Raw genomic sequence first — 24,952 nt, forward strand, 5'->3', positions numbered from 1 at the left:
GGTGGTCACAGGTCGAGCTGGTACTCCACCGCATGGTGGGTCGGCAGGTATCCGAGGGAGTCGTTGACGGCGAGCATCGGCCCGTTGCTCTGCGCGGTGTCGGTGCGCAGGCCGGACAGTGCCGGATGCCGTGCAAGGACGTGGCGGACGGCCGCGGCCTTCATCCAGCGGGCCAGCCCGCGCCCCCGATGCGCGGGGACCACGGCGGTGCCGTAGTGCTGGCCGTCGCCCAACCCGTCGCCCGGCACGACGAGTTCGGAGAAGCCGACCACGCCGCCGTCCGTCGCGTCCAGGACGGCGACGGTGTGCAGCAGCTCGCCGCGCCGCGCGACGGCCTCCGCGGCCTCGACCACGCGCTCCACGTCCCAGACGACCGTGCCGAAGTCCGTGCCCTCCATCGGCATGTCGTCCATCGCGCGCCGGGACTCCGCGAAGGACCGCGCCAGCTCGTCCGGAACGGTGCCCTCCCACTCGGTCAACCGGTAGCCGGGGTGGGGCACTTCGACGAGCGCCTCGACGGCGGCCCGGTCGACGTCGGCCAGCGGGAGACGGGCGTACGTGAGCGTCAGGACCTGCCGGAAGCCGCGTGCGGCCAGGAACAGGTCGGCGGGGGAGCCCTGGACGGCCTGTGCGATCACCGACCGTCGCCGCTCCGACCTCGCCGCCTCCACGGCGGCCTCGAGGAGCCGGGTTCCGACGCCCTGCCGTCGCTCGGCGCCGTGCACCGCGAGCTGGAGTTCGGCGAGGTGCTCCTGTCCCGCCTTCGTGAACAGCCGCAGGAAGGCCGATCCGAGCGGCACGCCGTCGTCCCCGGAGGCGATCCAGGCGACACGACGGCTGGAGGCGGAGGCTTCGGGGTCGGCGAGCGGGGTGATGTCGAAGGACAAGCGGGTCTCCGTCACGGGGAGGGGCGGGCGGGCGACCTGAAGCCTGCCGTCGGGCCCCGGCGCGCGCAACGGGATTAGCCGCGCACCGGCACCGAAAGCCTTCCGCTTGAGCCGTTGCTCGTCGTCGACCCGCCCGTTCGGCCGTCTCGTCGGTCGCGGTGAGCAGGACCCGTACGATCAGGACGCCCTCGCCCGTCGCCCGTCGGAACATGCCCGTCGACTCCTCCAGCACGCTCACGGTGTTCACATGGACGAGGCGCCGGCAACCGAGTTCGGCGTGGTTCCACCACACGGCGGTCAGGTTGCGTTGCCGATGGCGGCCCGGTCCGGACCGGATCGCCCTCGGGGGCCGGATGCACCTGCCCCGTGAAGTCGAGAGCGGCACGCCATGTCCCCGGCGGACCACGGGACTTCAGGCGGGCAGCCACCATGTGCGCAGGACGATCTCGCGGCCCCGCGACACCCTGCGGACCGGCGGTTCGTCCGCCAGCTCGAAGGCGCAGGACCGGGCGACCGCCTCGCTCGCCGTGTTGGCGGCGTCTATGCGCAGCACCACCCGGCGCGGCCGGATGTCCCGGACGGTGTACTCGGCGGCCAGCCGCACCGCCCGCGCGGCCAGCCCCTGCCCCCGGTGGGCGGGGCCGACGCCGTAGGCGAGCTCCACGTCCCGCTCGTCCGGACCGCTGAGGAACAGCAGCACCTCGCCCCGGGGACGGACCCCGTCGGTGGTGACGGCCAACTGGACCTTGCGCCCCTGCGCCCGGCCCTCCCGCGCCCCGGCGAGATAGGCACGCGCCGCCTCCAGGTCGAACGGCGAGGCCACCGGGGTCCACCGGGCCATCTCGGGGTCGTCGTAGAGGGCGACCAGGTCGGCGAGGTCGGCGTCCGTCCACTCGCGCAGTACGACGCCGTAGCCTGCGAGGCGCACCGGTGGGACGAGGGTGAGGGTTCGGTTCGTGTCCATGGGCCGATCCTGCCCCAGGGAGGGGGTCGGATGGAGGAGTCGGTGCTCGGCGGCGGCGCGGTCAACGAGGTCGTCCGGATCGGAGGGACCGTACGACGTCGGCCGTCCCAACGGTCGGAGTACGTACGGGAGTTGCTGGCCCTTTTCGAGAGCGCGGGCTGGCGGGGCGCCCCGCGGTTCCTCGGTGTCGACGAACGCGGCAGGGAGATCTTCGAGTACCTCGGGGGCGAGGCCGCCGTGACCCCGGGCGAGCGCGCCGCGGCCCGCACCGACGAGGCCCTCGCGGAGGTCGCCCGGCTGGTCCGCGCCTTCCACGACCTGACCCACGGAACAGCGCTCGCCGGGGACCAGGACGTCGTCTGCCACAACGACCTCGCGCCGAAGAACACCGTGTACGCCGCCTGGCGGCCTGTCGCGTTCATCGACTGGGACCTGGCCGCCCCCGGCGAGCGGACGCACGACCTGGCCCATGTGTGCTGGCAGTACCTCGAACTGGGGCCGGGCGTCAGGGACGTACGGCGGACCGCCCGCCGTCTCCGGCTGGTCTGCGACGCCTACGGCCTCGACGAGCGGGACGGGCTGCTCGACACGGTGCTGTGGTGGCAGGACCGGTGCTGGAGGGGCATCGAGGCGGGTGCGCTGCGGGGGGAGCCGGCCATGACCGGACTGCGCGAGAGGGGGGCCGTGGCGGAGGTGCGGGCCGCGCGGGAGTGGGTCGCGGAGCACCGGGACGCGCTCGGGGCGTTCCTGAGGTGACACCCCCACGGGTGACGCAGCGGAGGGCCGGCCCACGCCCGGTGGGCCGGCCCACGCCCGGTGGGCCGGCCCCGCCGTCTTCCGTGCCGAGGGGACCTCTACGTGCCGAGGGGCCCCTACGGCCTGGGGGCGCTCTTCGCCGCTGTGACGGTGCACATCAGCCCCAGGATCACCGCGAGGGCGCCGATGATGATGTTGTTCAGCGCCACACCGGTGTCGGGGCTGTCGCCGACGACCCAGGGAGCGATGATCATCCAGATGCCGACGGCGCAGAATGCCCAGCTCAGGCCGTACATGCGGTCGGGGGTCTGGGTGAATCCGAGGGCCAGCAGACCGATCGCTATGCCCACGATCAGGTTGTGGGTCACGAGGGCGGGCTGGCTCGTCGTGTAGTGGAGGATCCAGGGGGACACGGCGCAGTACAGACCGAGCAGGAACACCGGTCCGTCCACGAGGGCCACATCGCGACCGCCGAGCATGCGGGCGTAGCGTTCCCGCATTTCAGGTGCGTCGGGGTGGCTGCTGATGTCACCTCTGGTGTGCGAGACGTTGGCCATGATCGTCTCCTTTGACTTACTGGCCTGACCGCGTCTGGTGCGGAGTGCGGTGAGCGCCGCCTGCACACATTTTGCGCTTATTTCCCCTTTATGTGTAGAGATGACCGGGCCCGCCCCCCGAAGAGCGCCGACTCCCTCCGAAGGGCGGACGGTGAGCCGGGCACCCTGCGCGGCAGCTGACGACCAACGCATCGCTGCTGCATCGAAAGCGCTGACGGGCCCGCGGTCCGCGCGGCCACCGTGTCCCCATGCTCCCGGCCGGGGACCAAGGTCATCAACTCGCATCGGTTCTGCGTCGTATAGTCGCTCCATGAACGGCATACCGGACGGCGAAGAGCGGGAGGAGCGGCCGGAACCGGCGTTCCCGGACATCGCGACGAGTCTCACCACCGGGGCCCTGGCCCGTCGGCTCGGGGTGTCGCCCACCACGCTGCGCTCCTGGGACCGCCGCTACGGCATCGGCCCCGCCGTCCGCACCGACGGCCGGCATCGCCGCTGGACCCCGCGGGACGTGGCCGTGCTGGAGTCGATGTGCCGGCTCACCTCCGCCGGGGTACCGCCCGCCGAGGCGGCCCGCGCGGCGAAGGGGTCGGCGCCCGGACCGGGCGGCGGCGTGGTCCCGCCGAGTGCGCCGGAACCCGCGACCCGCCCTCGCTCCCGGGCGGCGGGCACCCTCCCCCTCGGCGACGTACGGCAGGAGTGCCGCGGTCTCGCCCGCGCCGCCGTCCGCCTCGACGCGCCCGCGGTGGAGGAGCAGCTGGCCGCGGCGGTCCAGACGCACGGGCTCGCCGTCGCCTGGCAGGAGGTGATGGTGCCCACGCTGCACGCGGTGGGACGCAAGTGGGCCTCCTCCGGCGACCGTTACGTCGAGGTCGAGCACCTGCTGTCCTGGCACATGTCCACCGCTCTGCGCCGCCGCACCCGCCCGCCGGCCCGGCAGGGCGACGCGCTCGGACCCGGGCCGGTCGTCCTGGCCTGTGCCCCGGGTGAGCAGCACACGCTGGCGCTGGAGGCGCTCAACGCCGGTCTGGGCGAACTGGGCCTGCCCACCAGGATGTTCGGGGCCGCCGTACCCGTGGAGGCACTGACCGCCGCCGTCGACCGGCTCGGCCCGGCGGCCGTCGTCCTGTGGGCGCAGGCCCGCTCCACGGCGAGCCTGCCCCTGGCCCGGCACATCGCGGGCGCCCAGTGGGGCGTGAAGGGCGCCCGCACGAGGCCCGTGGTGATGCTGGGCGGAGCCGGCTGGCTCGGCCGCTCCAGCCAGGGAATGCTGCGGCCGACGACCTTCCAGGACGCCCTGGACTCGCTGGCCCGGCTGTACGCGGCGGAACCGTCCGCCTGAATCAGTCGCGGCCGCGTGCCTGTTTGAAGCGGGCGAGCCCCTCGGACAGCTCCACGATCGGTTCCGGGTAGTCCAGCGCGGCGCGCTCCGGGCCCCGCAGCTTCCACGGCTCGTGCACCACGGAGCCCGCCAGCCCGGCCAGTTCGGGCACCCAGCGGCGGACGTACGTGCCGTCGGGGTCGTACCGCTTGGCCTGGACGACCGGGTTGAGCACCCGGTTGGGGCGGGTGTCGGTGCCCGTACCCGCCACCCACTGCCAGTTGAGCTGGTTGTTGGCGAGGTCCCCGTCCACCAGCAGGTCCAGGAAGTACCGGGCGCCGATCCGCCAGTCCACGTACAGCGTCTTGGTGAGGAAGCTGGCGGTCAGCAGACGGCCGCGGTTGTGCATCCACCCCTCGTGGCGGAGCTGGCGCATCGCCGCGTCGACGATCGGGTAGCCGGTGCGGCCCTCCTTCCACGCCTCGATGTCGCCGCCCGCGGTCCGCTCGGAGCGCCAACGGTCGTGCCGGCCGCGGTAGTCGGCGCTGGCCGCGGCCGGACGGGCCGAGAGCACCTGCCGGTGGAAGTCGCGCCAGGCGAGCTGCCGTACGAAGGCCTCCGCGCCCGGGCCGCCCGTCCGGCGTGCCCGGTGGACGAGCTCGACGGGGGAGAGGGTGCCGAAGTGCAGGTGCGGGGAGAGCCGGGAGGTCGCGTCGCCGGCCAGGTCGTCGTGGCCGTCCCCGTACCCGGCCAGGCCGCTCCGCAGCCAGGCGGTGAACCGCTTGCGGCCCTCCGTCTCACCGCCCGCGGCGAGTCCCTCCGACAGCCCGGACAGGCCGTCGCGGGACGGCAGCGGCTCGGATGCGACGCCGTCCGGGACCCGCACGGTCCGCGGGGCCGCCAGCGGGTCCCGCAGCCGCTGCTCGGACCAGCGCCGGAAGTAGGGGGTGAAGACGGCGAAGTGGTCCGAGCCGGCCGGGGCCACCCCGCCGGGAGCGACGGCCGTGACCACCCCGTCGTGGACGTGCAGCCGTACCCCCTCGGCCTCCAGGACCCGGCGCAGCCGCTCCTCCCGCCGGTGGGCGTGCGCGCTGACGTCGGACGCCATGTGCACCTCGTCGGCGTCCGCCTCGGCGGCGACCTTGCGCACCTGGTCGACGAGGTCGCCGGAGCGCAGGACCAGCCGGCCGCCCCGCTCGCGCAGAGCGGCGTCGAGGTCGCGCAGGCAGTCGGCGAGGAACGCGAGCCGGTTGGGGGCGGCGAAGCCCGCGGCGTCCACGGCCCGGTCCCGCACGAACAGCGGGACGACCCGCTCGGTGCCGTCCAGGGCCGCCGCGAGCGAGGGGTTGTCGTGCAGACGCAGGTCGCAGGTGAACAGGACGACCGAGATGCTCATGGCGCGTACTCCGGGATGCGGGAAGGAGCCGGGAGGTCAGTGGACCGGGGCGTGCTCGGGGGCGTGAGCCGCGGAACTCGCCGCGGCGCGGGCGATGTTGCGGGCCATGCCGCCGAACACGATCGCGTGGAAGGGCGAGACGCTCCACCAGTAGGCCTGGCCGAGCAGACCGTGCGGATGGAACAGGGCGCGTTGCCGGTAGCGGGTGCGGCCGTCCTGGTCGGTCACCACGCCCATCTCCAGCCACGCCAGACCCGGCAGCCGCATCTCCGCCCGCAGCCGCAGCAGCCGGCCCGGCTCGATCGCCTCCACCCGCCAGAAGTCCAGCGAGTCGCCGACCCGCAGCCGTGCCGCGTCCCGGCGGCCCCGGCGCAGCCCGACCCCGCCCACCATCCGGTCCAGCCAGCCCCGCACCGCCCAGGCGAGCGGGAAGGAGTACCAGCCGTTCTCGCCGCCGATGCCCTCCACGACCCGCCACAGCGCCTCGGGCGACGCCTCGACCGGGAGCTCCCGGTGGTCGCTGTAGAGGCTTCCGCCGGCCCAGTCCGGGTCCGTGGGCAGCGGATCGCTGGGGGCGCCGGGCACCGACGCCGACGACCACCGGGTGGTGACCCGCGCTTCCCGGACCCGTTGCAGGGCCAGTCGTACGGCCTCGTCGAAGCCGATCGGAGGGGTGGGCGGGCCGGGGAGATGGCGGGCGATGTCGTTCTCGTGGCAGACCACCTCGTGCCGCAGCGACTCGGTGAGCGGCCGGGCGATCGAGGCGGGCACCGGTGTCACCAGACCCACCCAGTGGCTGGAGAGCCCGGGGGTGAGGACCGGCACCGGGAGGATGACCCGGCGCGGCAGCCCGGCGACCGCCGCGTACCTGAGCATCATCTGCCGGTACGTCAGCACCTCGGGCCCGCCCACGTCGAAGGCCCGGTCGACGTCCGGTGGCATGGTGGCGCCGGCGACCAGGGCCCGCAGCACGTCGCGGACCGCCACGGGCTGGATGCGGGTGTGCACCCAGCTCGGGGTGACCATCACGGGCAGGCGTTCGGTCAGGTAGCGCAGCATCTCGAAGGAGGCGGAGCCCGAGCCGATGACGACGGCCGCGCGCAGGATCGTGGCCGGGACCCCCGAGTCGAGCAGGATGCGGGCCACCTCCGCGCGGGACCGCAGGTGCGGCGAGAGCTCGTGCTCGGGCACGCCCGCCGGGGTGAGTCCGCTGAGGTGCACGATCCGCCGCACACCCGCCCGGCGGGCCTGCTCGGCGAAGATCCGGGCGGCCCGTCGGTCGGTCTCCTCGAAGTCCTTGCCCGAACTCATCGCGTGCACCAGGTAGTACGCCACGTCCACCCCGTCCAGGGCCCGGGCGACGGAGGCGGCGTCGGTCACGTCACCGGCGACCACCTCGGCCCGGCCGGCCCAGGGATGGTCGCGCAGCCGGTCGGGGGAGCGGGCCAGACACCGTACGCGATGCCCCGCGTCCAGCAGCTCGGGGACCAGGCGTCCGCCGATGTACCCCGTGGCACCGGTCACCAGACAACGCAGTCCCGCGCGCGTGTCGTCGTGCTCCATCACGCTCCGCCCTTCCTGTCGCCCCTGCCGATCACTTCGACCGCCGGGTCCGGTTCGGATGCGGGCCGGGTCCGCGGGAGTGCGGCGCTTCTATACGCTGATCACGTGGCCACAGCGAACCAGCGGGAACAGGACGAGCGACCGGAGTCCGGCACGGGCGGGGCGCCCACCGACCTGTACGCCTTCGCCGTCCGGCTGCGCCGCATGAACGGTGAGATCAACCGCCTCGTCCAGGGCTTCGCGGTCGACCACGGGCTGCACGCCACCGACATCCAGGCGCTCGCCGCGATCATGGACGCGGAAGAGCCGATGACACCCGGGGGCCTGCGCCGCCACCTCGGGCTCACGTCGGGCGCGGTGACCGCGTGCGTGGACCGGCTGGAGCGGGCGGGCCACATCCGCCGGGTCCGGGAGAGCGCGGACCGCAGGGTCGTGCACCTGCACTACGCACCGGAGGCCAGGGCGGCCGCGCGGTCGTACTTCCGTCCGCTGGCCGAGGCGACCGAGGCCGCCCGCTCCCGCTTCGACGAGCGGGACCTGACCGTGGTGGTGCGCTTCCTCGAGGCGCTGAACGAGGAACTGTCCGCCGCGCGGCCGGCCGGCGGCTGATTCCGCCCGCCGCGGGCGCATCCGCCGACCGGGTGACGGGGGAAGCACAGGCGTCGTCTACGATCACAGACATGATGTAACTCAATGATTGAGATTGTTTTTCATCGAGTTACATGTCCGCGAACCCAGGAGACCGATGTCCCCCGCCGCCCGCCGCACCCGTGTGCTCCTCCCGCTCCTCCTGCTGGCCCTCTGGCTCGTCGCCGGCGGCGCCCTCGGCCCCTTCGCGGGCCGTCTCGGCGAGGTCGCGACCAACGACCAGGCGGCCTTCCTGCCGCGCAGCGCGGAGTCGACCGCGGTCATCGCCGAGCAGAAGAGGTTCCGGCAGAACGAGACCCTGCCGGTGATCGTCGTCTGGACCGGCGGAGCGGTGGCCGACCGCAATGCCGACGCCGACCGGGCGCTCACCTCCCTCGCCGACGCACCCGGAGTCGCCGGCGAGGTGTCGCCCGCGATCCCCTCCGATGACGGGAAGGCCCTCGAAGGCGTGGTCCCCCTGCGCCCCGACCTCGGTGACACCCTGCCCGACGCCCTCGAACGGATACGGTCCGCCGCCGAGCGTGTGCCCGGAACGACCGTCCGGCTCGCCGGACCGGCCGCCACCCAGGCCGACCTGTCCGACGCCTTCGCCGGCATCGACGGACTGCTCCTCGCCGTCGCGCTGGCCGTCGTCCTGGTCATCCTGCTGCTGGTGTACCGCAGCGTGCTCCTGCCGCTGGTGATCATCCTCGGCTCGGTCTTCGCCCTCGGCGTCGCCTGCGCCGTCGTGTACGCCCTGGCGGACCACGACGTCGTCCGCGTCGACGGGCAGGTCCAGGGCATCCTCTCCATCCTCGTGATCGGAGCGGCCACCGACTACGCCCTGCTGCTCACCGCCCGCTACCGCGAGGAACTCGCCCGCGACACCGACCGGTTCACCGCCGCACGGGCGGCCCTGCGGCAGTCCTGGGCGGCGATCGTCGCCAGCGCGGCCACGGTGGCGCTCGGACTGCTCGCCCTGCTGCTGAGCGACCTCACCAACAACCGCGCCCTCGGTCCGGTCGGGGCCATCGGCATCGCCTGTGCCGTCCTGACCTCCCTGACCTTCCTGCCCGCCGCCCTCGCCCTGCTGGGCCGCGCCGCCTACTGGCCCGCCCGTCCGCGCCCGGTCGACGACCGCCGTGAGGGCGTCTGGCACCGGGTCGCCGCGCTCGTCGACCGGGCACCGCGCAAGGTCTGGGCGGTCACCCTCGTCGTCCTGCTGGCCGGCGCCGCCTTCGCTCCCGCCCTCACCTCGAAGGGCGTGCCCCTCGACGAGACCTTCGTCGACGACGCCCCCTCCGTGGCCGCCCAGCAGACCCTGAGCCGGCACTTCCCGGCAGGCTCGGGCAACCCCGCCGTCGTCGTCGCCGACGCCGACCGGGTCACCGAGGTCGTCCGGGCGGCCCGCGGAACCGAAGGGGTCGCCGCCGCCACGCCCGCGAGCGCCTCCGGCCGCCCCGGCGCCGAGCCGCTCGTCGTCGACGGCCGGGTCCGTGTCGACGTGACCCTCACCGCCGCCCCCGACAGCGACACCGCCAAGCAGACCGTCGCGCGGCTGCGCACCGCCCTGCACCGGGTGCCGGACGCGAACGCCCTCGTCGGGGGCTACACGGCCCAGCAGTACGACACCCTGCGCACCGCGCAGCACGACCGCACCCTCATCGTCCCCGTGGTCCTCGCGATCATCCTCTTCATCCTGGTCGTCCTGCTGAGGTCGCTGCTGCTGCCCGTGCTGCTGGTGGCGACCGTCGCCCTCAACTTCCTGACCACGCTGGGTGTTTCGGCCCTGGTGTTCCGCCATGTCCTCGGCTTCACCGGCACCGACCCCTCCGTGCCCCTGTACGGGTTCGTGTTCCTCGTCGCCCTCGGCGTCGACTACAACATCTTCCTGATGAGCCGGGTCCGCGAGGAGTCCCTGCGGCACGGGGTGCGGCAGGGCACGGCACGCGGTCTGGTCACCACCGGCGGGGTCATCACCTCCGCCGGCGTGGTGCTGGCCGCCACTTTCGCCGCCCTCGGGGTGATCCCGCTGGCCTTCCTCGCCCAGATCGCCTTCATCGTCGCCTTCGGTGTCCTGCTCGACACGCTGGTCGTCCGGTCCCTGCTCGTGCCCGCGCTGGTGCGGGACATCGGGGCTCGCGTGTGGTGGCCGACCGCCGTCCCGGAAACCGGGAAGGCGTGACATGTACGCCCGAATCCCGGGCAACCGCACAGGTACGAGACGGTTCGTCAGCGATGTTGGAGGTGTCTGCCGCTATGAGCGCCAAGGTGTTGGAGCGGTTTCCTGCGGGAGCTCCGCGCGGATCGTGGCCGGCAGAGGAGTACGCGGCGCAGAGGCGGGCGCAGGGTGAACCGGCGACCGTGGTGATGGATCTCAAGTCCGACGCGTTCCTCGTGGTGGTCCCCGGGCGGGACGAGGACTGAACAGAGAGGCCCCGGGCGGGACGGCTGAACGGGAGGGTCAGCCGGGCGGCGTGAGCGTCCCGCCCAGGCGCCCGGCCTGTCGCACGAACGCTTCGTGCAGGTCCCGGGCGGCCCGCGGTACGGACTCGGCCCTGCGGCGCTGGAGCATCAGCAGCACCCGCGTCGAGTCGCCCTCGATCGGCCGGTGGGTGATCGTGCCCCGGCGCTCCAGCGGATCCCCGACCACGCTGAAGTCGGGAAGCACGGTCACCCCCAGCCCCTCGGCCACCATCAGCTTGCCCATCTCGGCCCCGTCGGTGGAGTACGCGAAGGCCGGCCCGCGCCCGTCCAGCAGCCGGTGGAGGAAGCGGTGCATGACATAACCGGTGCGCATGGCGATCAACGGCTGGGCGAGCAGATCGTCCACCGGCACATGTGCCCGCGCGGCCAGCGGACTGTCCGGACGCAGGCACACCACCGGCCGCCCGTGCAGCAGCTGGGTGGACTCGTGACCGGCGGGCGTGTCGTCGCCGTCGAGGTGGTTGACCAGGCCCAGGTCGAACGCGCCCTCCGAAAGGGCCCGTTGGATCTCCGTCTGCTGCGCGCCCACCACCTCCACCTGCGTGACCGGATGCGCGGCCCGGAAATCCTCGACCGCCGGGATCAGCAGCGGCACGGTCGCCGCGTTCACCGTGCCGACGCGGACCATACGGCTGACGCGGTGCTGCTCGCCCGCCGCCGCCCGCAGCCGGTCCACCGCCTCCAGCACACCGACGATGTGCGGCAGCAGCTCCCGGCCCTCCGCGCTCATCGTCGCCCCCGACCGCTTGCGCTCCAGCAGGTCGACCCCGAGCTCCCGCTCCAGATTGCGCACGGTCTCGCTCAACGCGGGCTGCGACAGGCGCAGTTCCTCCGCTGCCCGGCGCAGTGAACCGAGCCGGGTCACCGCCGCGATGTATTCCAGTTGTTCCGTCCGCACGCCCAGCAGAATGCGGGCCACCGCACGGCATGTTCAAGGGTTTCCCTGTCACACGTTCGTGAAATTCAATGGTCCGCGATACGAGACCGGTCGGGTTTTCCTTGACGCCTCTCGACGCGGGCTGTCACGATCGACTCCATGAAGATGCGACTGGACCTCACGCGGCGACGCCATGTCGACCTCGCGCGCGTCTCCAGCGCCTCCTGTCGCGCCGCGGCCTGATCAACCTCCCGCGATCCGCCGCGTTTTCCTCTCCCACCGAGAGTTTTCACGCCTGAATTCCGTGCGCCCGCGCATTCCTTGAATTCGGCGTGCTCGAAAACATTCCGCAACAGGAGTCACGCATGCCTGCCGCGCCCGTGCAATTCGCCTACTGGGTCCCCAACGTCAGCGGGGGACTCGTCACCAGCAAGATCGAGCAGCGCACCGACTGGGGCTACGACTACAACCGCGAACTCGCCGTCCTCGCCGAGAACAACGGTTTCGACTACGCCCTCAGCCAGGTCCGCTACATGGCCAGCTACGGCGCCGAGTACCAGCACGAGTCGACCAGCTTCAGCCTCGCCCTGCTGCTCGCCACCCAGCGCCTGAAGGTCATCGCCGCCGTCCACCCCGGTCTGTGGCACCCGGGCGTCCTCGCCAAGCTCGGCGCCACCGCCGACCACCTCTCCAAGGGCCGCTTCGCCGTGAACGTCGTCTCCGGCTGGTTCAAGGGCGAGTTCACCGCCCTCGGCGAGCCCTGGCTGGAGCACGACGAGCGGTACCGCCGCTCCGAGGAGTTCATCACCGCCCTCAGGAAGATCTGGACGGAGGACCACGCCGAACTCGCCGGCGACTTCTACCGGCTGCGCGACTTCTCCCTCAAGCCCAAGCCCCTCAACACCGAGGAGCGCCCGCACCCGGAGATCTTCCAGGGCGGCAACTCCACCGCCGCCCGTGCCATGGCCGGGCGGGTCTCCGACTGGTACTTCTCCAACGGCAGGGACTTCGACGGGGTCGTCGAGCAGCTCACCGACGTCCGCAAGTCCGCCGCCGAAGTCGGCCGCACGGCACCGAAGTTCGGCCTCAACGGCTTCCTCATCGCCCGCGACACCGAGGCCGAGGCCCGCGACACGCTCCGGGAGATCGTCGCCAAGGCCGACCGTGAGGCCGTCGAGGGATTCGGCGCCGCGGTGAAGCAGGCCGGACAGTCCACCGGCGACAAGAAGGGCATGTGGCAGGACTCCACCTTCGAGGACCTCGTCCAGTACAACGACGGCTTCCGCACCGGCCTCATCGGGACGCCGGAGCAGATCGCCGAGCGGATCGTCGCCTACAAGAAGCTCGGCGTCGACCTCCTCCTGCTCGGCTTCCTGCACTACCACGAGGAGGTCGAGTACTTCGGCAAACGCGTGCTGCCGCTGGTGCGCGAACTGGAGGCCCAGCTCCCCGAGTCCGTCCCCGCCCAGGTCTGAGGAGGCCACCGGCATGAGCACCGTCACGAACACCGACTGGCACACCCGCCCCGCCCCCGCCACCGCGCAGGACTGGATCGCCCGCGCCGCCGAGGTCGCCGCCGTCCTCGCCACCGACGCCGCCGCCCGGGACCGTGCGGGCGCCACCCCGTACGCCGAGGTGCGGCTCCTCAAGGACGCCGGCCTCGTCACCCTCCTCGGCCCCACCGAGCACGGCGGCGCGGGCCAGGACTGGACCACCGCCTACCGGGTCGTCCGCGAGATCGCCAAGGCCGACGGCTCCATCGGACAGCTCCTCGGCTACCACTACCTGTGGTTCTGGGCCGCCCGCCTGGTCGGCACCCGCGAGCAGTGGGAGCACGTGGAGGCCGAGGCCTCCCGCAACCGCTGGTTCTTCGGCGGCGCGGTCAACCCGCGCGACCAGGACGTGGTCGTCACCGAGGACGGCGACGACCTCGTCTACACCGGCCGCAAGACCTTCTCCACCGGCAGCAAGGTCTCCGACGTCACCGTCCTCGAAGGCGTCCTGGAAGGCACCGACCAGCACATCTTCGCCATCGTGCCCTCCGACTCGGCGGGCCTCACCTTCCACGACGACTGGGACAACATCGGCCAGCGCCTCACCGAGAGCGGCGGCGTCACCCTCGACGGCGTCCGCACCCCGTGGTCGAGCGCCGCCGGATACGTCGACAAGGTGTTCCAGCCCCGCGTCTACAACACCCTCAACGTCCCCACCATCCAGTTGGTCTTCGTCAACTTCTACCTCGGCATCGCGGGCGGCGCGCTCGAGACGGCGGCCACCTACACCCGGGAGAAGTCCCGCTCCTGGCTGCACGGCGGTTTCGAGCGCGCGGTCGACGAGCCCTACGTCATCGACACCTACGGCGACCTCACCGCCAAGCTCTGGGCGGCCGAGGCCCTCGCCGACGCCGTCGCCGCCGAGGGGCAGAAGCTGCACGACGACCCCGACGCGGTCACCGAGGAGGCACGCGGCGACTTCGAGGTCCGGGTCGCCGCCGTCAAGGCCCGCGCCACCGACGTGGCCCTGGAGATCACCAACCGGATCTTCGAGGTGACGGGTGCCCGCTCCACGGCCACCTCGGAGGGCCTGGACCGGTTCTGGCGCAACGTCCGCACGCACACCCTGCACGACCCGGTCGCCTACAAGCGGCGCGAGGTCGGCCGGTGGGTCCTCGAAGGAGAACTGCCCGAACCCACCTGGTACTCCTGACCGTCCCGCGGGGCGCCCCCTCCTGAACCGGGGGCGCCCCTCCTCCCGAAAGAGGACCCCATGGCCACCGTCCTGTCCGTCTCCGGCAGTCCCTCCGCCTCCTCGCGCACCAACCGGCTGCTGCGCCACCTCGACCGGCGCCTCGCAGCCCAGGGCCACGAGGTGATCCCGCTCGACGTCCGCACGATCCCCGCCGAGGCCCTCCTCGGCGCCGACTTCACCCACCCGGCCATCGTCGAGGCCACCGAGCTGTTCGCGCGCGCCGACGGGGTCGTCGTCGGCACCCCCGTCTACAAGGCGTCGTACTCCGGAGTCCTCAAGGCACTCCTGGACCTGCTCCCGCAGTACGCCCTGGCCGGCAAGACCGTGCTGCCGCTGGCCACCGGCGGCTCCACCGCCCACGTCCTCGCCATCGACTACGCCCTGCGCCCCGTCCTCAGCTCCATGGGCGCAGCCCACATCGTGCAGGGCTGGTTCACCCTCGACAAGGACATCACCGTGCACGAGGACGGCGCGCTGAGCGTGGCGCCGGTGGCGACCGAGGCCCTCGCCCAGGTCGTCGACCAGTTCTCGACCGCGCTGGGAAGGCGCCCGGTCCTGGCGGCGGCGGGCTGAGGAACATGACCGCCCATGTGATCGCGGACGACGCGGAGGCCCTCGCGGTCGCCGCGTCGCTCGCCGGGGAGTTCCGCGCCGGCGCCTCCGCCAGGGACGCCGAACGCCGGCTGCCGCGCGCGGAACTGGACCGCCTCTCCGCGTCGGGTCTGCTCGCCGTCACCGTCCCCGCCGAACACGGGGGAGCGGACGTGAGCGCGTCCACCCTCGCCGAGATCTTCCGGCTGCTCGGCGCCGCCGACGCGAGCCTCGCCCAGATCCCGCAGAGCCACTTCGTGTACGCCAACGTGATCCGCCGTCAGGGCACCGAGGAGCAGCGGAAGTTCTTCTTCGCCGAACTGCTCGCCGGCCGCCGCTTCGGCAACGCGCAGTCGGAAGCGGGCACCAGGCACGTCCAGGACATCCGCACCCGCCTGCACCCGCGCCCGGACGGCTCCTACCGCCTCGACGGCGTCAAGCACTACAGCACCGGCGCCCTGTTCGCCGACTGGATCCCGGTGCTGGCCCGCGCCGAGGACGACAAGCTGCACGTCGCCTACGTCCCCCGGGACGCCCCCGGGGTCACGGTGATCGACGACTGGGACGGACTCGGCCAGCGCACGACCGCCAGCGGCACCGTCCGGCTCGAAGGCGTCGAGGTCCCCGCCGACCGGGTCCTGCCCCACCACCTCACCTTCGAGGGGCCCCAACTTCACGGAGCCGTGGCCCAGTTGCTGCACGCGGCCATCGACACCGGGATCGCCGGGGGCGCGCTCGCGGAGGCGGCGGAGTTCGTCCGGACGAAGAGCCGGCCCTGGTTCGAGAGCGGAGCGGACACGGCGGCCGAGGACCCCCTGCTGATCCAGCGCTTCGGTGAACTCGCCGTCCAGCTGAGGGCGTCCGAGGCACTGCTGAAGGAGGCGGCCCGAGCCGTCGACGCGGCCCGATCCGACCTCACCGACGACTCGGCGGCCGAGGCGTCCGTCGCCGTGGCCGCGGCCAAGGTGCAGGCCGCCCAGGCGGCGGTCGACGTGGCGAGCGCCCTGTTCGAGGTGTCCGGTACCCGATCGGCCCTCAACTCCCTCAATCTACACCGGCATTGGCGCGACGCCCGTACCCACACCCTGCACGACCCGACCCGCTGGAAGATCCAGCACATCGGCCGTTACGTGCTCAACGGCACCCGGCCGCCCCGCCACGGCCTCCTCTAGAGACACCCGAACGGAGACCCCACGTGTCCCTCACCTTTCACTGGTTCCTGCCCACCAACGGCGACAGCCGCCATGTCGTGGGCGGCGGTCACGGCACGCCCGCCACCGTCTCCGGACGGGACCGGCCGCCGACGGTCGGCTACCTCAGCCAGATCGCCCGCGCGGCCGAGGACCTGGGCTTCGAGGGGGCGCTCACCCCCACCGGCGCCTGGTGCGAGGACGCGTGGCTGACCACCGCGATGGTCAGCCGGCACACCGAACGCCTGAAGTTCCTGGTCGCCTTCCGGCCCGGCTTCGTCTCCCCGACGCTCGCCGCGCAGATGGCGTCCACCTTCCAGCGGCACAGCGGGGGACGGCTGCTGCTCAACGTGGTCACCGGCGGGGAGAGCCACGAACAGCGGGCCTACGGGGACTTCCTCGACAAGGACGCCCGGTACCGCCGTACCGGTGAATTCCTGGAGGTCGTACGGGGGTTGTGGGAGGGCAAGACCGTCGACCTGCACGGCGAGCACCTCCAGGTCGAGGACGCGAAGCTGGCCCGCGTGCCCGACCCGGTGCCCGAGGTCTACTTCGGCGGGTCCTCGCCCGCCGCCGGGGAGGTCGCCGCCCGGTACGCCGACGTGTACCTCACCTGGGGCGAACCGCCCGCGCAGGTCGCCGAGAAGATCGCCTGGATCCGCGGCCTGGCGGCCGGGCAGGGCCGCACCCTGCGCTTCGGGATACGGCTGCACGTCATCACCCGGGACACCTCCGAGCAGGCCTGGGCCGAGGCCGACCGCCTCCTGGCGGGCTTCGACCCCGAGACGGTCAGGTCGGTGCAGGCCGGGCTCGCCCGCAGCGAGTCGGAGGGGCAGCAGCGGATGCTCGCCCTGCACGGCGGCGGCAGCCGCGACGGACTGGAGATCCACCCCAACCTGTGGGCCGGCATCGGCCTGGTGCGCGGCGGCGCGGGCACCGCGCTGGTCGGCAGCCATGACGAGGTGGCCGAGCGGATCAAGGAGTACCACGCCCTCGGCATCGACGAGTTCGTGCTCTCCGGCTACCCGCACCTGGAGGAGGCGTACTGGTTCGGCGAGGGCGTCCTGCCGCGGCTCGCCGCCCAGGGCCTGTGGCAGCACCCCTTCGGCACACAGGCGGTGCCTTCGGCGCAGGTGCCGTTCGCGAGCTGAAGGCCACAGCCGTGGCGTTCGCGGGCTCTGAGCGGGAGGTGAACCGGAGGGGCGGGGTCGTGGGGTCGGCCGGATGCGCGAGATCGTTCGGGAAGGGACCGCCGGTATAGCTGTGCGGAGACGGACGAGCGGCTGTTCCAGCCGGCCGCCGACCAGCCGGGTTTCCTCGGGGCCGACTCCGCGCACGGGGCGAACGGTCCGGGGATCACGGTGTCGTACTGGCGGGTCGAGGAGTCGATCACGGCCTGGTAGGAGCACGCGGAGCACACCCTGGCCCGGGTACGGGGACGCGAGCGGTGGTACGCCTCCTTCGCACCGCACGTGACCAGGGTCGAGCGCGCCCACAGGTTCACCCGTCCGCCCGAGGACCGTCCCGCAACCCTTGACCGGGACCTTTCCCAGCGGCTCCGTGAGGTGCGCCGGCGCAGTCGCGGAGAGCCCGGCCGTGACCCGGTCGCCCCGGCCGTCCCGCGCGTCGGTCATCTCGTCCGGGAGGGCCCCCGCACACCCCCCGCCCGCCCTCGTCGGCCTCCCGCCTAGATCTGCGCCAAGGCGTCCAGATGCGCGCGGCGGACGTCGTTCGTCTGGCCCTGCACCAGCAGGAACATCCCCTCCCGGAACAGCCGTTGGGCCGTGCCGCCGAGCCCCATGGCCCGGCCGCCGCCGGCCACCACGGCCGCGGTCGTGGCGGCGCGCATCAGGTCGTACGACCGTGTCTTGAGCGCGAGTCGTTCGGGGACGCGCTCGTAGGGGACGGGGTGCTCGGCGAGGTCGTACACCTGCCCGCGTACCTCGTCGAGACGTTCGCGAAGAGCACTCGCCGTATCGGACTCCCCGGCCTCCTCCAGCACGTGGAGCGCCGCGTACGCCACCCCGAAGACGGCGGGGGAGGCGTTGGTGCTGCGGGGCCGGTCCAGCAGGGCGAACTTCTCCTGCGGGGTACGCAGCACCACCGCGTCCCCGGGCAGCCACAGCCCGTCCAGTTCCAGCGAGACCGTGCGGGCCGCGGAGAGCGCCGCGAGCCGCATCGGATCCGACGCCCGCAGTCCCGGCTGCTCGTGCGCCCCGGTGAACGCGAACACCACCTCGTCCGCCTCACTCACCCCGGCCAGCAGCATCACGTCGTTCAGGCCCCAGCCCGTGTACCAGGGCACCCTGCCGTGGAACCGCCAGCCGCCCCGTTCCGGCGTTGCCCGCACCGGCACCCGGGGGAAGGCACGGACGTGCGCGTAGGCGATCCCGGCCAGCGACTCACCGGTCGAGAGCGGCCCGAGCAGCCGCTCCCGCACCGGCGCGCCGGACTGCGCGAGCATGCGTACCGGCGTGTGGTGCTGCGTCTGCACGAACCAGGTCGAGCAGCAAGCCCCGGCGAGGATCTCCTGGACCTCCCGCGCCACCGCGTCGGGGGCGTCCGCGCCGCCGTACTCCCTCGGCGCGCTCACCCCGAGAAGACCCGAGCTCCTGATCGCGTCGAGGTGCCCCACCGGTACGCCCTCCTGGTCGACGCGCGCCGCGTGCGGGGCGAGGAGGCCGTCCGCGAGGGCACGGGCGGTGGCGAGCAGCGGATGCCGGGTGGTGGTCATGCACAGGATTCTGCCGATCCCGTCGCGCGCGGTGTCGATCCGGGGGTGTGCCGTTCGTGTAGGAGGTGAGACACACTCACAGGAGGAGATGGACATGCAGTACTACCTGCTCAACGTCATGCAGCCCGGCTGGGACGAACTGCCCGCCCCCGAGGTGTTGGCCGAGATCGGCGAGCGGCTCGACGTCTTCCACCGGGAGCTCCGGGAGGCCGGGGCCTGGGTCTTCGCCGGAGGACTGCACAGTCCCGACTCCTCGACCGTGCTGCGGCCCCGCGACGGGGACGTGCTGATCACCGACGGGCCGTACGCCGAGGGGAAGGAACAACTCGGCGGCATCTGCATCGTGAAGGCACCCGACCTGGACGCGGCCCTGGAGTGGGGGCGCAAGGCGGCGCTGGCCACCACCCTGCCCATCGAGGTGCGCCCCTTCCAGCACGAGTCCGAGGACTGACGGACTTGGACGTCGAAGGCGTCTTCCGCGAGGAGTACGGTCGCGCGGTCGCCGTCCTCGTCCGCTTCCTCGGCGACATCGACCTCGCCGAGGAAGCGGTCCAGGACGCCTTCGCCACGGCCGTGCGGCGCTGGCCGGAGACCGGTGTGCCGCCCAGTCCGGCCGGCTGGATCATCACCACCGCGCGCAACCGCGCGATCGACCGGCTGCGCCGAGAGTCCACCCGGGCGGCCCGCCACGCCGAGGCCGCCCTGCTGCACGCCCCCGACGCACCGCCCGAGGAGGGCCCCGTGCGCGACGACCGGCTCCGCCTGATCTTCACCTGCTGCCATCCCGCGCTCGCGCCCCAGGCCCGGGTCGCCCTCACCCTCCGGCTGCTCGGCGGCCTGACCACCGCGCAGATCGCCCGCGCCTTCCTGGTCCCCGAGCCGACGATGGCCCAGCGCCTCGTCCGCGCCAAGGCCAAGATCCGCGACGCCCGCATCCCCTACCGCGTCCCCCGCGACGCCGACCTCCCCGACCGGCTCAACGGGGTGCTCGCCGTCGTCTACCTCATCTTCAACGAGGGCTACGGCGGTGCCCCCGAACTGTGCGCCGAGGCCGTACGGCTGGGCCGGCTGCTGACCGAGCTGATGCCGGACGAGCCCGAGGCCACCGGTCTGCTCGCGCTGATGCTGCTCGTCGAGTCCCGCCGGGCCACCCGCACGGACGCCGACGGCGCTCTCGTACCGCTGTCCGAGCAGGACCCGGCCCGCTGGGACCGCGCTCTCGTCGCCGAGGGGCAGTCACTCGTCCGGCGGTGCCTGCGCCGGAACCGGCCGGGGCCGTACCAGATCCAGGCCGCCGTCCAGGCCGTCCACAGCGACGCGCCCACCGACTGGGAGCAGGTCCGCACGCTGTACGACCAGCTCATGACGGTGGCGCCGAGCCCCGTCGTGGCCCTCAACCGCGCGGTCGCCGTGGCCGAGACCGAGGGACCCGCGCGGGCCCTCGCCCTGGTGGACGACCTGGACCTCGACGGCTACCACGTCCTGCACGCCGTCCGGGCCGACCTGCTGCGCCGCCTCGGACGGGTCACGGAGGCCGCGGACGCCTACGCGAAGGCCGCGGAGCTCACCGGGAACCCGGCGGAGCGCGCCTATCTCGAACGCCGCCGCCGCTCGCTGTGACCTCGCCGCGGAAGGTGCCGAGGGCGGCCGGGAATGTGCCCGGCCGGAAAAAGGTTGCAATATACATCTGACTGTCGAGACCCAGGCCGCAAGGCCCGCGCACCCCAGCGAGGCACCCGTGAACCACCCCGCCCCCGAGCAGCCCGCCGACGTCGTCGCCCGACTGCGTGCCACCTTCCGCAGCGGACGCACCAGGCCCGTCGAGTGGCGTACGACCCAGTTGCGCCGCCTGCGCGAGATGCTCACGGAGAACGGCACCGACCTGGCCGCCGCCCTCCACGCCGACCTGGGCAAGAGTTCCACCGAGGCCTTCCGCACCGAGATCGACTTCACGATCCGCGAGATCGACCACACCCTGGACCACCTCACCGACTGGCTGCGCCCCGAGTCCGCCGCCGTCCCGGCCCACCTCGGCGCCGACGCGACCGCCTGGACCCGGTTCGACCCGCTAGGCGTGGTCCTCGTCATCGCGCCCTGGAACTACCCGGCCCAGCTGCTGCTCGCCCCGGTGGTCGGCGCCCTCGCCGCGGGCAACGCGGTGGTGGCCAAGCCCAGCGAACTCGCCCCGGCCACCTCCGCCGCCGTGGCCCGGCTGCTGCCCGCCTACCTGGACCCGGACGCCGTCGCCGTCGTCGAGGGCGGCATCCCGGAGACCACCGCCCTGCTGGCCGAGCGCTTCGACCACATCTTCTACACCGGCAACGGCACCGTCGGCCGTGTCGTCCTGCGTGCCGCCGCCGAGCACCTCACCCCGGTCACCCTCGAACTGGGCGGCAAGTCCCCGGCGTTCGTCGACCGCGACGCCGACCTCACCGTGGTGGCCGACCGTCTGGCCCGCGGCAAGTTCCTCAACGCCGGCCAGACCTGTGTCGCCCCCGACTACGTCCTCACCGACCCGGAGACCGCGGCCGCCCTGGAGCCGCTCCTCGAGAACGCCGTCGACACGCTGTACGGCACCGACCCCGCCGACTCCGGCGAGTACGGCCGCATCATCAACGAACGGCACTTCGACCGGCTCACCGCGCTCCTCGACTCGGGGCGCACGGTCGTGGGCGGCACGAGCGACCGTGCCGGCAAGTACATCGCGCCCACCGTCCTCGCCGACGTCGACCCCGGTTCCCCGGTGATGCGGGAGGAGATCTTCGGCCCGATCCTGCCGATCGTCACCGTGCCCGGACTGGACGCCGCCATCGACTTCGTCAACGACCGGGACAAGCCCCTCGCGCTGTACGTCTTCACCGACTCCGACACGACCCGCGACCGCTTCGCCGAGGAGACCTCCTCCGGCGGCCTCGGCCTCGGGCTGCCCCTGGCCCACCTCACCGTCTCCGACCTGCCGTTCGGCGGAGTCGGGGAGAGCGGCATGGGCAACTACCACGGCCGCTGGTCCATCGAGACGTTCAGCCACCGCAAGGCGGTCCTGGAGAAGCCGCTCGGCTAGGCGCCGCACGTGGCGCGCTTCGAGGCGCGGTCCGGCAGGCCGGTGGACCTGCTGGGCCATCAGCGCGGTTTCCCACCCGGTGGGCCGACGGGACCGCCGCTTGCTTCTAGTCTCGATGCCGACGACCGGAGCACCACGGCGCACTGCCTGTGCGGAAGACGGGGGAGCACCGATGCACGACCGGGCGATGCCGACCGCCTCGGCGCCCCCGACCGCGGCCCACCGGGGCAACGGCTTCCTCGGCATGCCCTTCTCCGAGGACCGGCTCGTCGCACCGCTGCGCCGGGCCGCCGTCCCCGCCCACCACGCACGGGGCGACGTCGCCTGCAGCTGTCTCGGCCGCGCCTGCCGTGATGTGCGCCGGACAGCCAACCGGATCTCCCGCGCCGTGACCACCGCACGGACCGGCCCGGCCCGACCGGGAGGCGTGCAGTTCTCCGGCTTCTACGACACCCCGGCCCACCGAGCCGCCTCCGGGCGTGTCAGCCGCCCACACGAGGAGCAGCGCCCGCTCCACACCACCCGCACCTTCAGGCGCACCGGCGTCCTGCGCGCCACGTTGTCCGCCGACCGGACCCCGACCGCCGACCCGCCCGAGCCATGACCCCCGGGCCGGGCTCGTCGGAACGGTTCCGGCAAGCTCGGTGGCCGACAGAACATCCGTAACCCCGCATGGAGTTGACGTCATGAACGACAAGCTCACCGTGAGCGTCCTGGGCACCGGCATCATGGGTGCCGCGATGGCCCGCAACCTCGCCCGTGCCGGACACACCGTCCGCGCCTGGAACCGCAGCCCGGACAAGGCACGGCCGCTCGCCGCGGACGGCGTCGACATCGCCGACAGCCCCGCCGCGGCAGTGCGCGACGCCGACGTCGTCCTGACCATGCTGTACGACGGTCCCGCGACCCTGGACGTCATGCGCCGGGCCGCCGAGGGGCTGCGCCCGGGCGCCGCCTGGGTGCAGTCGACCACCGCCGGCATCGAGGCGATCGGCGACCTGGCCGCCTTCGCCCGCGAGCACCGGCTGGTCTTCTTCGACGCGCCCGTCCTGGGCACCCGGCAGCCCGCCGAGGCCGGTCAGCTCCTGGTCCTCGCGGCCGGACCCGTCGACGGACGCGATGCCGTCACTCCCGTGTTCGACGCGGTCGGCGCCCGCACGGTGTGGACCGGCGAGGACGGCGCCGAAGGCAGCGCCACCCGGCTCAAGCTGGTCGCCAACAGCTGGGTGCTCGCCGTGACCAACGCGGCCGGCGAGGCCCTCGCCCTCGCGAAGGCCCTCGGCGTGGACCCGCAGGGCTTCTTCGACGCCATCGACGGCGGCCCCCTCGACATGGGCTACCTGCGGGCCAAGGCGGGCCTGGTCCTCGACGACCGGTTGTCCCCGGCCCAGTTCGCGGTGTCCACCGCCGCGAAGGACGCGCGGCTCATCGTGGAGGCCGGCGAGCGGAGCGGAGTCCGCCTGGACGTGGCCGCCGCCAGTGCCGAGCGCTTCGAGCGGGCCGCGGCCCAGGGGCACGGCGACGAGGACATGGCCGCCGCCTATTTCGCGAGCTTCGACGAGAAGGCCTGAGGCCGAGAGCGGACACCTGACCCAAGAGACCACAACGCCCGACCCCGAGGAGGACCCCCCATGTCCAAGCCCCCGCTGCCGCCCGAGGCCGTCGAACTGCTGCGCCGCCCCAACCCCTGTGTGATGGCCACCCTGCGCTCCGACGGAGCACCGGTGTCGACCCCGACCTGGTACCTCTGGGAGGACGGCCGTGTCCTGATCAACCTGGACGAGGGCCGGGTCCGGCTCAAGCACCTGCGCCGCGATCCGCGGGTGACCCTCACCGTCCTCGCCGGCGACGACTGGTACACGCACATCACGCTCATCGGCCGCGTGACCGAGACGTACGAGGACACGGACCTCACCGACATCGACCGCCTCTCCACCCACTACGGCGGCCGCCCCTACCCGAACCGGGTCCGGGGCCGCGTGAGCGCCTGGATCGAGGTCGAGCGCTGGCACGGCTGGGGCGAGATGAAGGACAACGACCAGGCCTCGGGCTGACGGCATGTCCGGAGGGGGCAGGGGCGCCGACCGGGCCGCTCCTGCCCCCGGCGCGTCAGGTGTCGCTGCTCAGGGGGTGACTGAAGCCCTGGCCGGAGATGAGCCGCGCTCCCTCGGCGAGTTCCGTGGCGAACCGCTCGACGGCCTCGTAGGGGAAGCGGTGGCTGGGGCCGCTCAGGGAGAGGGAGGCGACGACCCGGCCCGTGCGGCCGGTGACCGGGACCGCCACGGCGGTGAGCCCCTCGTCGAACTCACTGCTGCTGACGGCATAGCCGCGCTCCGCGGCCTCCGCGGCCCAGGCCCCGAGCCGGCCGGCGTGCTCCTCGCCCTGCGGGGACGCGGCCGCCACCCGGCGCAGGAACGCCTCGGAGGCGTCCCGCAGCAGGATCTTGGAGGAGGCGCCGGCCCACAGCGGCTGCTCGTCACCGACGTCGACGACATGGCGCAGCGGGTGCGGGCTCTCCTCGTGGGCGACACAGATGCGGTGGACACCCCGGGCGACGAACAGGTTGACCGTCTCGCCCAGCCGGTCCGCGAGATCGCGCATGACCTTCCGGGTCTCCTGCGGCACCTCCCACTGGCCGCGGGCGAGATAGGCCCAGCGCCACAGGGCGGGCCCCGCGCTGTAGCCGGCCGGGTGCGAGGCCAGCAGGCCGGTGTCCTCCAGGGTCTGCACCAGACGCAGGGCGGTCGTCTTGGCGAGCCCGGTCGCGCCGGTGATCTCCCGCAGGGTGATCACCGGGCGGTCCTCGGTGAGCAGGGTGAGGATGTCGAAGGCCCGCCGCACACTGCGCACCCCGCCCGCCTGTTGGTCCGCCTCGCCCTCGGCCCGCGTCCGTCCGTCGCTCACCCGCTGCCTCCCCATACGTTGCCCGCGGCACTCGACCGCCGCTGCCTCCGACCGTAGCCCGCTCTGCGGACCGGGCAAACCGTGACACCGAACAAATGGTTGTCCCATGCGTGCCGATGAACGGTTTCCAAGTTCCGTACAGCGGACCGACCAGACCGACTCTTCCGTAGCCTCCCCGCCCAGCGCCCTTGCTCGACGCGTCGACCGTACCTAGGCTGACCGCACAGTGGATCGTTCGGACCGCCTGGTGGTCGCCAGGAGTCTCCATGAAAGCAGCAGTGCTCGCGAC

Annotated in this window: 25 protein-coding genes and 1 pseudogene; 17 read left to right on the forward strand and 9 right to left on the reverse strand. The window is 73.0% G+C overall.

What is annotated here, in order from left to right:
- Window positions 1–5 precede the first annotated feature (5 nt).
- The 3 genes and pseudogenes from ACIQJT_RS11880 to ACIQJT_RS11890 form a co-directional block, all read right to left on the reverse strand.
- Window positions 6–887, reverse strand: coding sequence for a GNAT family N-acetyltransferase (locus ACIQJT_RS11880; protein ID WP_402642373.1), 882 nt, complete (start codon window positions 885–887; stop codon window positions 6–8).
- A gap of 118 nt (window positions 888–1,005) precedes the next feature.
- Window positions 1,006–1,261 (reverse strand): annotated as a pseudogene (locus ACIQJT_RS11885) (hypothetical protein); the annotation flags it as partial.
- A 38-nt stretch (window positions 1,262–1,299) separates the two neighbouring features.
- Window positions 1,300–1,851, reverse strand: a complete 552-nt coding sequence (locus ACIQJT_RS11890) for a GNAT family N-acetyltransferase (protein WP_402642376.1) — start codon at window positions 1,849–1,851, stop codon at window positions 1,300–1,302.
- A gap of 30 nt (window positions 1,852–1,881) precedes the next feature.
- Between ACIQJT_RS11890 and ACIQJT_RS11895 the strand changes: the two genes are divergently transcribed.
- Window positions 1,882–2,607, forward strand: a complete 726-nt coding sequence (locus ACIQJT_RS11895) for a phosphotransferase (RefSeq protein WP_402642378.1) — start codon at window positions 1,882–1,884, stop codon at window positions 2,605–2,607.
- A 116-nt stretch (window positions 2,608–2,723) separates the two neighbouring features.
- On the opposite strand, the gene ACIQJT_RS11900 is transcribed toward ACIQJT_RS11895, so the two are convergent.
- Window positions 2,724–3,164 carry an SPW repeat protein gene (locus ACIQJT_RS11900; protein WP_402642381.1) on the reverse strand — a complete coding sequence of 147 codons (441 nt, stop codon included), beginning with the start codon at window positions 3,162–3,164 and terminating at the stop codon, window positions 2,724–2,726.
- A gap of 310 nt (window positions 3,165–3,474) precedes the next feature.
- Here ACIQJT_RS11900 and ACIQJT_RS11905 point away from each other — a divergent pair, with 310 nt between their 5' ends.
- Window positions 3,475–4,506, forward strand: coding sequence for a MerR family transcriptional regulator (locus tag ACIQJT_RS11905; protein WP_402642384.1), 1,032 nt, complete (start codon window positions 3,475–3,477; stop codon window positions 4,504–4,506).
- A 1-nt stretch (window position 4,507) separates the two neighbouring features.
- On the opposite strand, the gene ACIQJT_RS11910 is transcribed toward ACIQJT_RS11905, so the two are convergent.
- Both ACIQJT_RS11910 and ACIQJT_RS11915 read right to left on the reverse strand, forming a co-directional pair.
- Window positions 4,508–5,881 carry a cryptochrome/photolyase family protein gene (locus tag ACIQJT_RS11910; RefSeq protein ID WP_402642387.1) on the reverse strand — a complete coding sequence of 458 codons (1,374 nt, stop codon included), beginning with the start codon at window positions 5,879–5,881 and terminating at the stop codon, window positions 4,508–4,510.
- 36 nt (window positions 5,882–5,917) lie between these two features.
- The gene (locus tag ACIQJT_RS11915; protein WP_402642628.1) at window positions 5,918–7,444 is read right to left on the reverse strand and encodes an SDR family oxidoreductase; all 1,527 of its coding nucleotides are present in this window, start codon (window positions 7,442–7,444) and stop codon (window positions 5,918–5,920) included.
- Window positions 7,445–7,549: 105 nt separating this feature from the next.
- Here ACIQJT_RS11915 and ACIQJT_RS11920 point away from each other — a divergent pair, with 105 nt between their 5' ends.
- The 3 genes from ACIQJT_RS11920 (at window position 7,550) to ACIQJT_RS11930 (ending at window position 10,498) form a co-directional block, all read left to right on the forward strand.
- Window positions 7,550–8,053, forward strand: a complete 504-nt coding sequence (locus tag ACIQJT_RS11920) for a MarR family winged helix-turn-helix transcriptional regulator (protein ID WP_402642390.1) — start codon at window positions 7,550–7,552, stop codon at window positions 8,051–8,053.
- Between the two features lie 136 nt (window positions 8,054–8,189).
- On the forward strand, window positions 8,190–10,256 hold the full coding sequence (locus tag ACIQJT_RS11925) for an MMPL family transporter (RefSeq protein ID WP_402642393.1): 2,067 nt from the start codon (window positions 8,190–8,192) through the stop codon (window positions 10,254–10,256).
- Between the two features lie 53 nt (window positions 10,257–10,309).
- Entirely contained in the window at window positions 10,310–10,498 is a 189-nt protein-coding gene (locus ACIQJT_RS11930; protein ID WP_007379835.1) for a hypothetical protein, read from the forward strand.
- A gap of 37 nt (window positions 10,499–10,535) precedes the next feature.
- Here ACIQJT_RS11930 and ACIQJT_RS11935 read toward each other — a convergent pair whose 3' ends face one another.
- Complete coding sequence (locus tag ACIQJT_RS11935; RefSeq protein WP_402642631.1) at window positions 10,536–11,456, reverse strand: LysR family transcriptional regulator; 921 nt, start codon at window positions 11,454–11,456, stop codon at window positions 10,536–10,538.
- Window positions 11,457–11,600: 144 nt separating this feature from the next.
- Here ACIQJT_RS11935 and ACIQJT_RS11940 point away from each other — a divergent pair, with 144 nt between their 5' ends.
- The 6 genes from ACIQJT_RS11940 (at window position 11,601) to ACIQJT_RS11965 (ending at window position 17,115) form a co-directional block, all read left to right on the forward strand.
- On the forward strand, window positions 11,601–11,678 hold the full coding sequence (locus ACIQJT_RS11940; RefSeq protein ID WP_351405193.1) for a putative leader peptide: 78 nt from the start codon (window positions 11,601–11,603) through the stop codon (window positions 11,676–11,678).
- A gap of 122 nt (window positions 11,679–11,800) precedes the next feature.
- Window positions 11,801–12,910 (forward strand): dimethylsulfone monooxygenase SfnG, encoded by a 1,110-nt coding sequence (sfnG, locus tag ACIQJT_RS11945; protein WP_402642397.1) that lies wholly within the window; start codon window positions 11,801–11,803, stop codon window positions 12,908–12,910.
- 13 nt (window positions 12,911–12,923) lie between these two features.
- Window positions 12,924–14,141, forward strand: coding sequence for an acyl-CoA dehydrogenase family protein (locus ACIQJT_RS11950; RefSeq protein WP_402642399.1), 1,218 nt, complete (start codon window positions 12,924–12,926; stop codon window positions 14,139–14,141).
- A gap of 60 nt (window positions 14,142–14,201) precedes the next feature.
- The gene (ssuE, locus tag ACIQJT_RS11955) at window positions 14,202–14,756 is read left to right on the forward strand and encodes an NADPH-dependent FMN reductase (RefSeq protein WP_053851330.1); all 555 of its coding nucleotides are present in this window, start codon (window positions 14,202–14,204) and stop codon (window positions 14,754–14,756) included.
- Window positions 14,757–14,761: 5 nt separating this feature from the next.
- Entirely contained in the window at window positions 14,762–15,946 is a 1,185-nt protein-coding gene (locus tag ACIQJT_RS11960) for an SfnB family sulfur acquisition oxidoreductase (protein ID WP_402642402.1), read from the forward strand.
- Window positions 15,947–15,969: 23 nt separating this feature from the next.
- Window positions 15,970–17,115 carry an LLM class flavin-dependent oxidoreductase gene (locus ACIQJT_RS11965; protein WP_365449347.1) on the forward strand — a complete coding sequence of 382 codons (1,146 nt, stop codon included), beginning with the start codon at window positions 15,970–15,972 and terminating at the stop codon, window positions 17,113–17,115.
- A gap of 536 nt (window positions 17,116–17,651) precedes the next feature.
- Here the strand turns inward: ACIQJT_RS11965 and ACIQJT_RS11970 are convergent.
- Complete coding sequence (locus ACIQJT_RS11970; protein WP_402642406.1) at window positions 17,652–18,698, reverse strand: acyl-CoA dehydrogenase family protein; 1,047 nt, start codon at window positions 18,696–18,698, stop codon at window positions 17,652–17,654.
- Between the two features lie 94 nt (window positions 18,699–18,792).
- On the opposite strand from ACIQJT_RS11970, the gene ACIQJT_RS11975 reads away from it, so the two are divergent.
- The 6 genes from ACIQJT_RS11975 (at window position 18,793) to ACIQJT_RS12000 (ending at window position 23,813) form a co-directional block, all read left to right on the forward strand.
- Window positions 18,793–19,149 (forward strand): YciI family protein, encoded by a 357-nt coding sequence (locus ACIQJT_RS11975; protein WP_365449351.1) that lies wholly within the window; start codon window positions 18,793–18,795, stop codon window positions 19,147–19,149.
- The gene (locus ACIQJT_RS11980; RefSeq protein WP_402642634.1) at window positions 19,146–20,318 is read left to right on the forward strand and encodes an RNA polymerase sigma factor; all 1,173 of its coding nucleotides are present in this window, start codon (window positions 19,146–19,148) and stop codon (window positions 20,316–20,318) included. Before ACIQJT_RS11975 ends, ACIQJT_RS11980 begins: the two co-directional genes overlap by 4 nt.
- 118 nt (window positions 20,319–20,436) lie before the next feature.
- Window positions 20,437–21,759, forward strand: coding sequence for an aldehyde dehydrogenase family protein (locus ACIQJT_RS11985; protein WP_402642409.1), 1,323 nt, complete (start codon window positions 20,437–20,439; stop codon window positions 21,757–21,759).
- 172 nt (window positions 21,760–21,931) lie between these two features.
- Window positions 21,932–22,363 carry a hypothetical protein gene (locus tag ACIQJT_RS11990; RefSeq protein WP_402642412.1) on the forward strand — a complete coding sequence of 144 codons (432 nt, stop codon included), beginning with the start codon at window positions 21,932–21,934 and terminating at the stop codon, window positions 22,361–22,363.
- A gap of 82 nt (window positions 22,364–22,445) precedes the next feature.
- Window positions 22,446–23,330 (forward strand): NAD(P)-dependent oxidoreductase, encoded by an 885-nt coding sequence (locus tag ACIQJT_RS11995; protein ID WP_365449359.1) that lies wholly within the window; start codon window positions 22,446–22,448, stop codon window positions 23,328–23,330.
- A 60-nt stretch (window positions 23,331–23,390) separates the two neighbouring features.
- Complete coding sequence (locus ACIQJT_RS12000) at window positions 23,391–23,813, forward strand: PPOX class F420-dependent oxidoreductase (protein WP_365449361.1); 423 nt, start codon at window positions 23,391–23,393, stop codon at window positions 23,811–23,813.
- A 55-nt stretch (window positions 23,814–23,868) separates the two neighbouring features.
- Here the strand turns inward: ACIQJT_RS12000 and ACIQJT_RS12005 are convergent, their stop codons facing one another.
- Entirely contained in the window at window positions 23,869–24,663 is a 795-nt protein-coding gene (locus tag ACIQJT_RS12005; protein ID WP_402642415.1) for an IclR family transcriptional regulator, read from the reverse strand.
- Between the last annotated feature and the right edge of the window lie 289 nt (window positions 24,664–24,952).

Source organism: Streptomyces sp. NPDC091972 (assembly GCF_044756385.1).
In the GTDB taxonomy this organism is placed as follows: Bacteria; Actinomycetota; Actinomycetes; order Streptomycetales; family Streptomycetaceae; genus Streptomyces.

Coding starts and splice junctions, on each gene's coding strand:
- ACIQJT_RS11995 (WP_365449359.1), top strand. CDS start 22,446: ATGAACGACAAGCTCACCGTGAGCGTCCTGGGCACCGGCATCATGGGT.
- ACIQJT_RS12000 (WP_365449361.1), top strand. CDS start 23,391: ATGTCCAAGCCCCCGCTGCCGCCCGAGGCCGTCGAACTGCTGCGCCGC.
- ACIQJT_RS11910 (WP_402642387.1), bottom strand. CDS start 5,881: ATGAGCATCTCGGTCGTCCTGTTCACCTGCGACCTGCGTCTGCACGAC.
- sfnG (WP_402642397.1), top strand. CDS start 11,801: ATGCCTGCCGCGCCCGTGCAATTCGCCTACTGGGTCCCCAACGTCAGC.
- ACIQJT_RS11970 (WP_402642406.1), bottom strand. CDS start 18,698: ATGACCACCACCCGGCATCCGCTGCTCGCCACCGCCCGTGCCCTCGCG.
- ACIQJT_RS11975 (WP_365449351.1), top strand. CDS start 18,793: ATGCAGTACTACCTGCTCAACGTCATGCAGCCCGGCTGGGACGAACTG.
- ACIQJT_RS11960 (WP_402642402.1), top strand. CDS start 14,762: ATGACCGCCCATGTGATCGCGGACGACGCGGAGGCCCTCGCGGTCGCC.
- ACIQJT_RS11900 (WP_402642381.1), bottom strand. CDS start 3,164: ATGGCCAACGTCTCGCACACCAGAGGTGACATCAGCAGCCACCCCGAC.
- ACIQJT_RS11925 (WP_402642393.1), top strand. CDS start 8,190: ATGTCCCCCGCCGCCCGCCGCACCCGTGTGCTCCTCCCGCTCCTCCTG.
- ACIQJT_RS11950 (WP_402642399.1), top strand. CDS start 12,924: ATGAGCACCGTCACGAACACCGACTGGCACACCCGCCCCGCCCCCGCC.
- ACIQJT_RS11915 (WP_402642628.1), bottom strand. CDS start 7,444: ATGGAGCACGACGACACGCGCGCGGGACTGCGTTGTCTGGTGACCGGT.
- ssuE (WP_053851330.1), top strand. CDS start 14,202: ATGGCCACCGTCCTGTCCGTCTCCGGCAGTCCCTCCGCCTCCTCGCGC.
- ACIQJT_RS11905 (WP_402642384.1), top strand. CDS start 3,475: ATGAACGGCATACCGGACGGCGAAGAGCGGGAGGAGCGGCCGGAACCG.
- ACIQJT_RS11990 (WP_402642412.1), top strand. CDS start 21,932: ATGCACGACCGGGCGATGCCGACCGCCTCGGCGCCCCCGACCGCGGCC.
- ACIQJT_RS11895 (WP_402642378.1), top strand. CDS start 1,882: ATGGAGGAGTCGGTGCTCGGCGGCGGCGCGGTCAACGAGGTCGTCCGG.
- ACIQJT_RS11890 (WP_402642376.1), bottom strand. CDS start 1,851: ATGGACACGAACCGAACCCTCACCCTCGTCCCACCGGTGCGCCTCGCA.
- ACIQJT_RS11930 (WP_007379835.1), top strand. CDS start 10,310: ATGTTGGAGGTGTCTGCCGCTATGAGCGCCAAGGTGTTGGAGCGGTTT.
- ACIQJT_RS11940 (WP_351405193.1), top strand. CDS start 11,601: ATGCGACTGGACCTCACGCGGCGACGCCATGTCGACCTCGCGCGCGTC.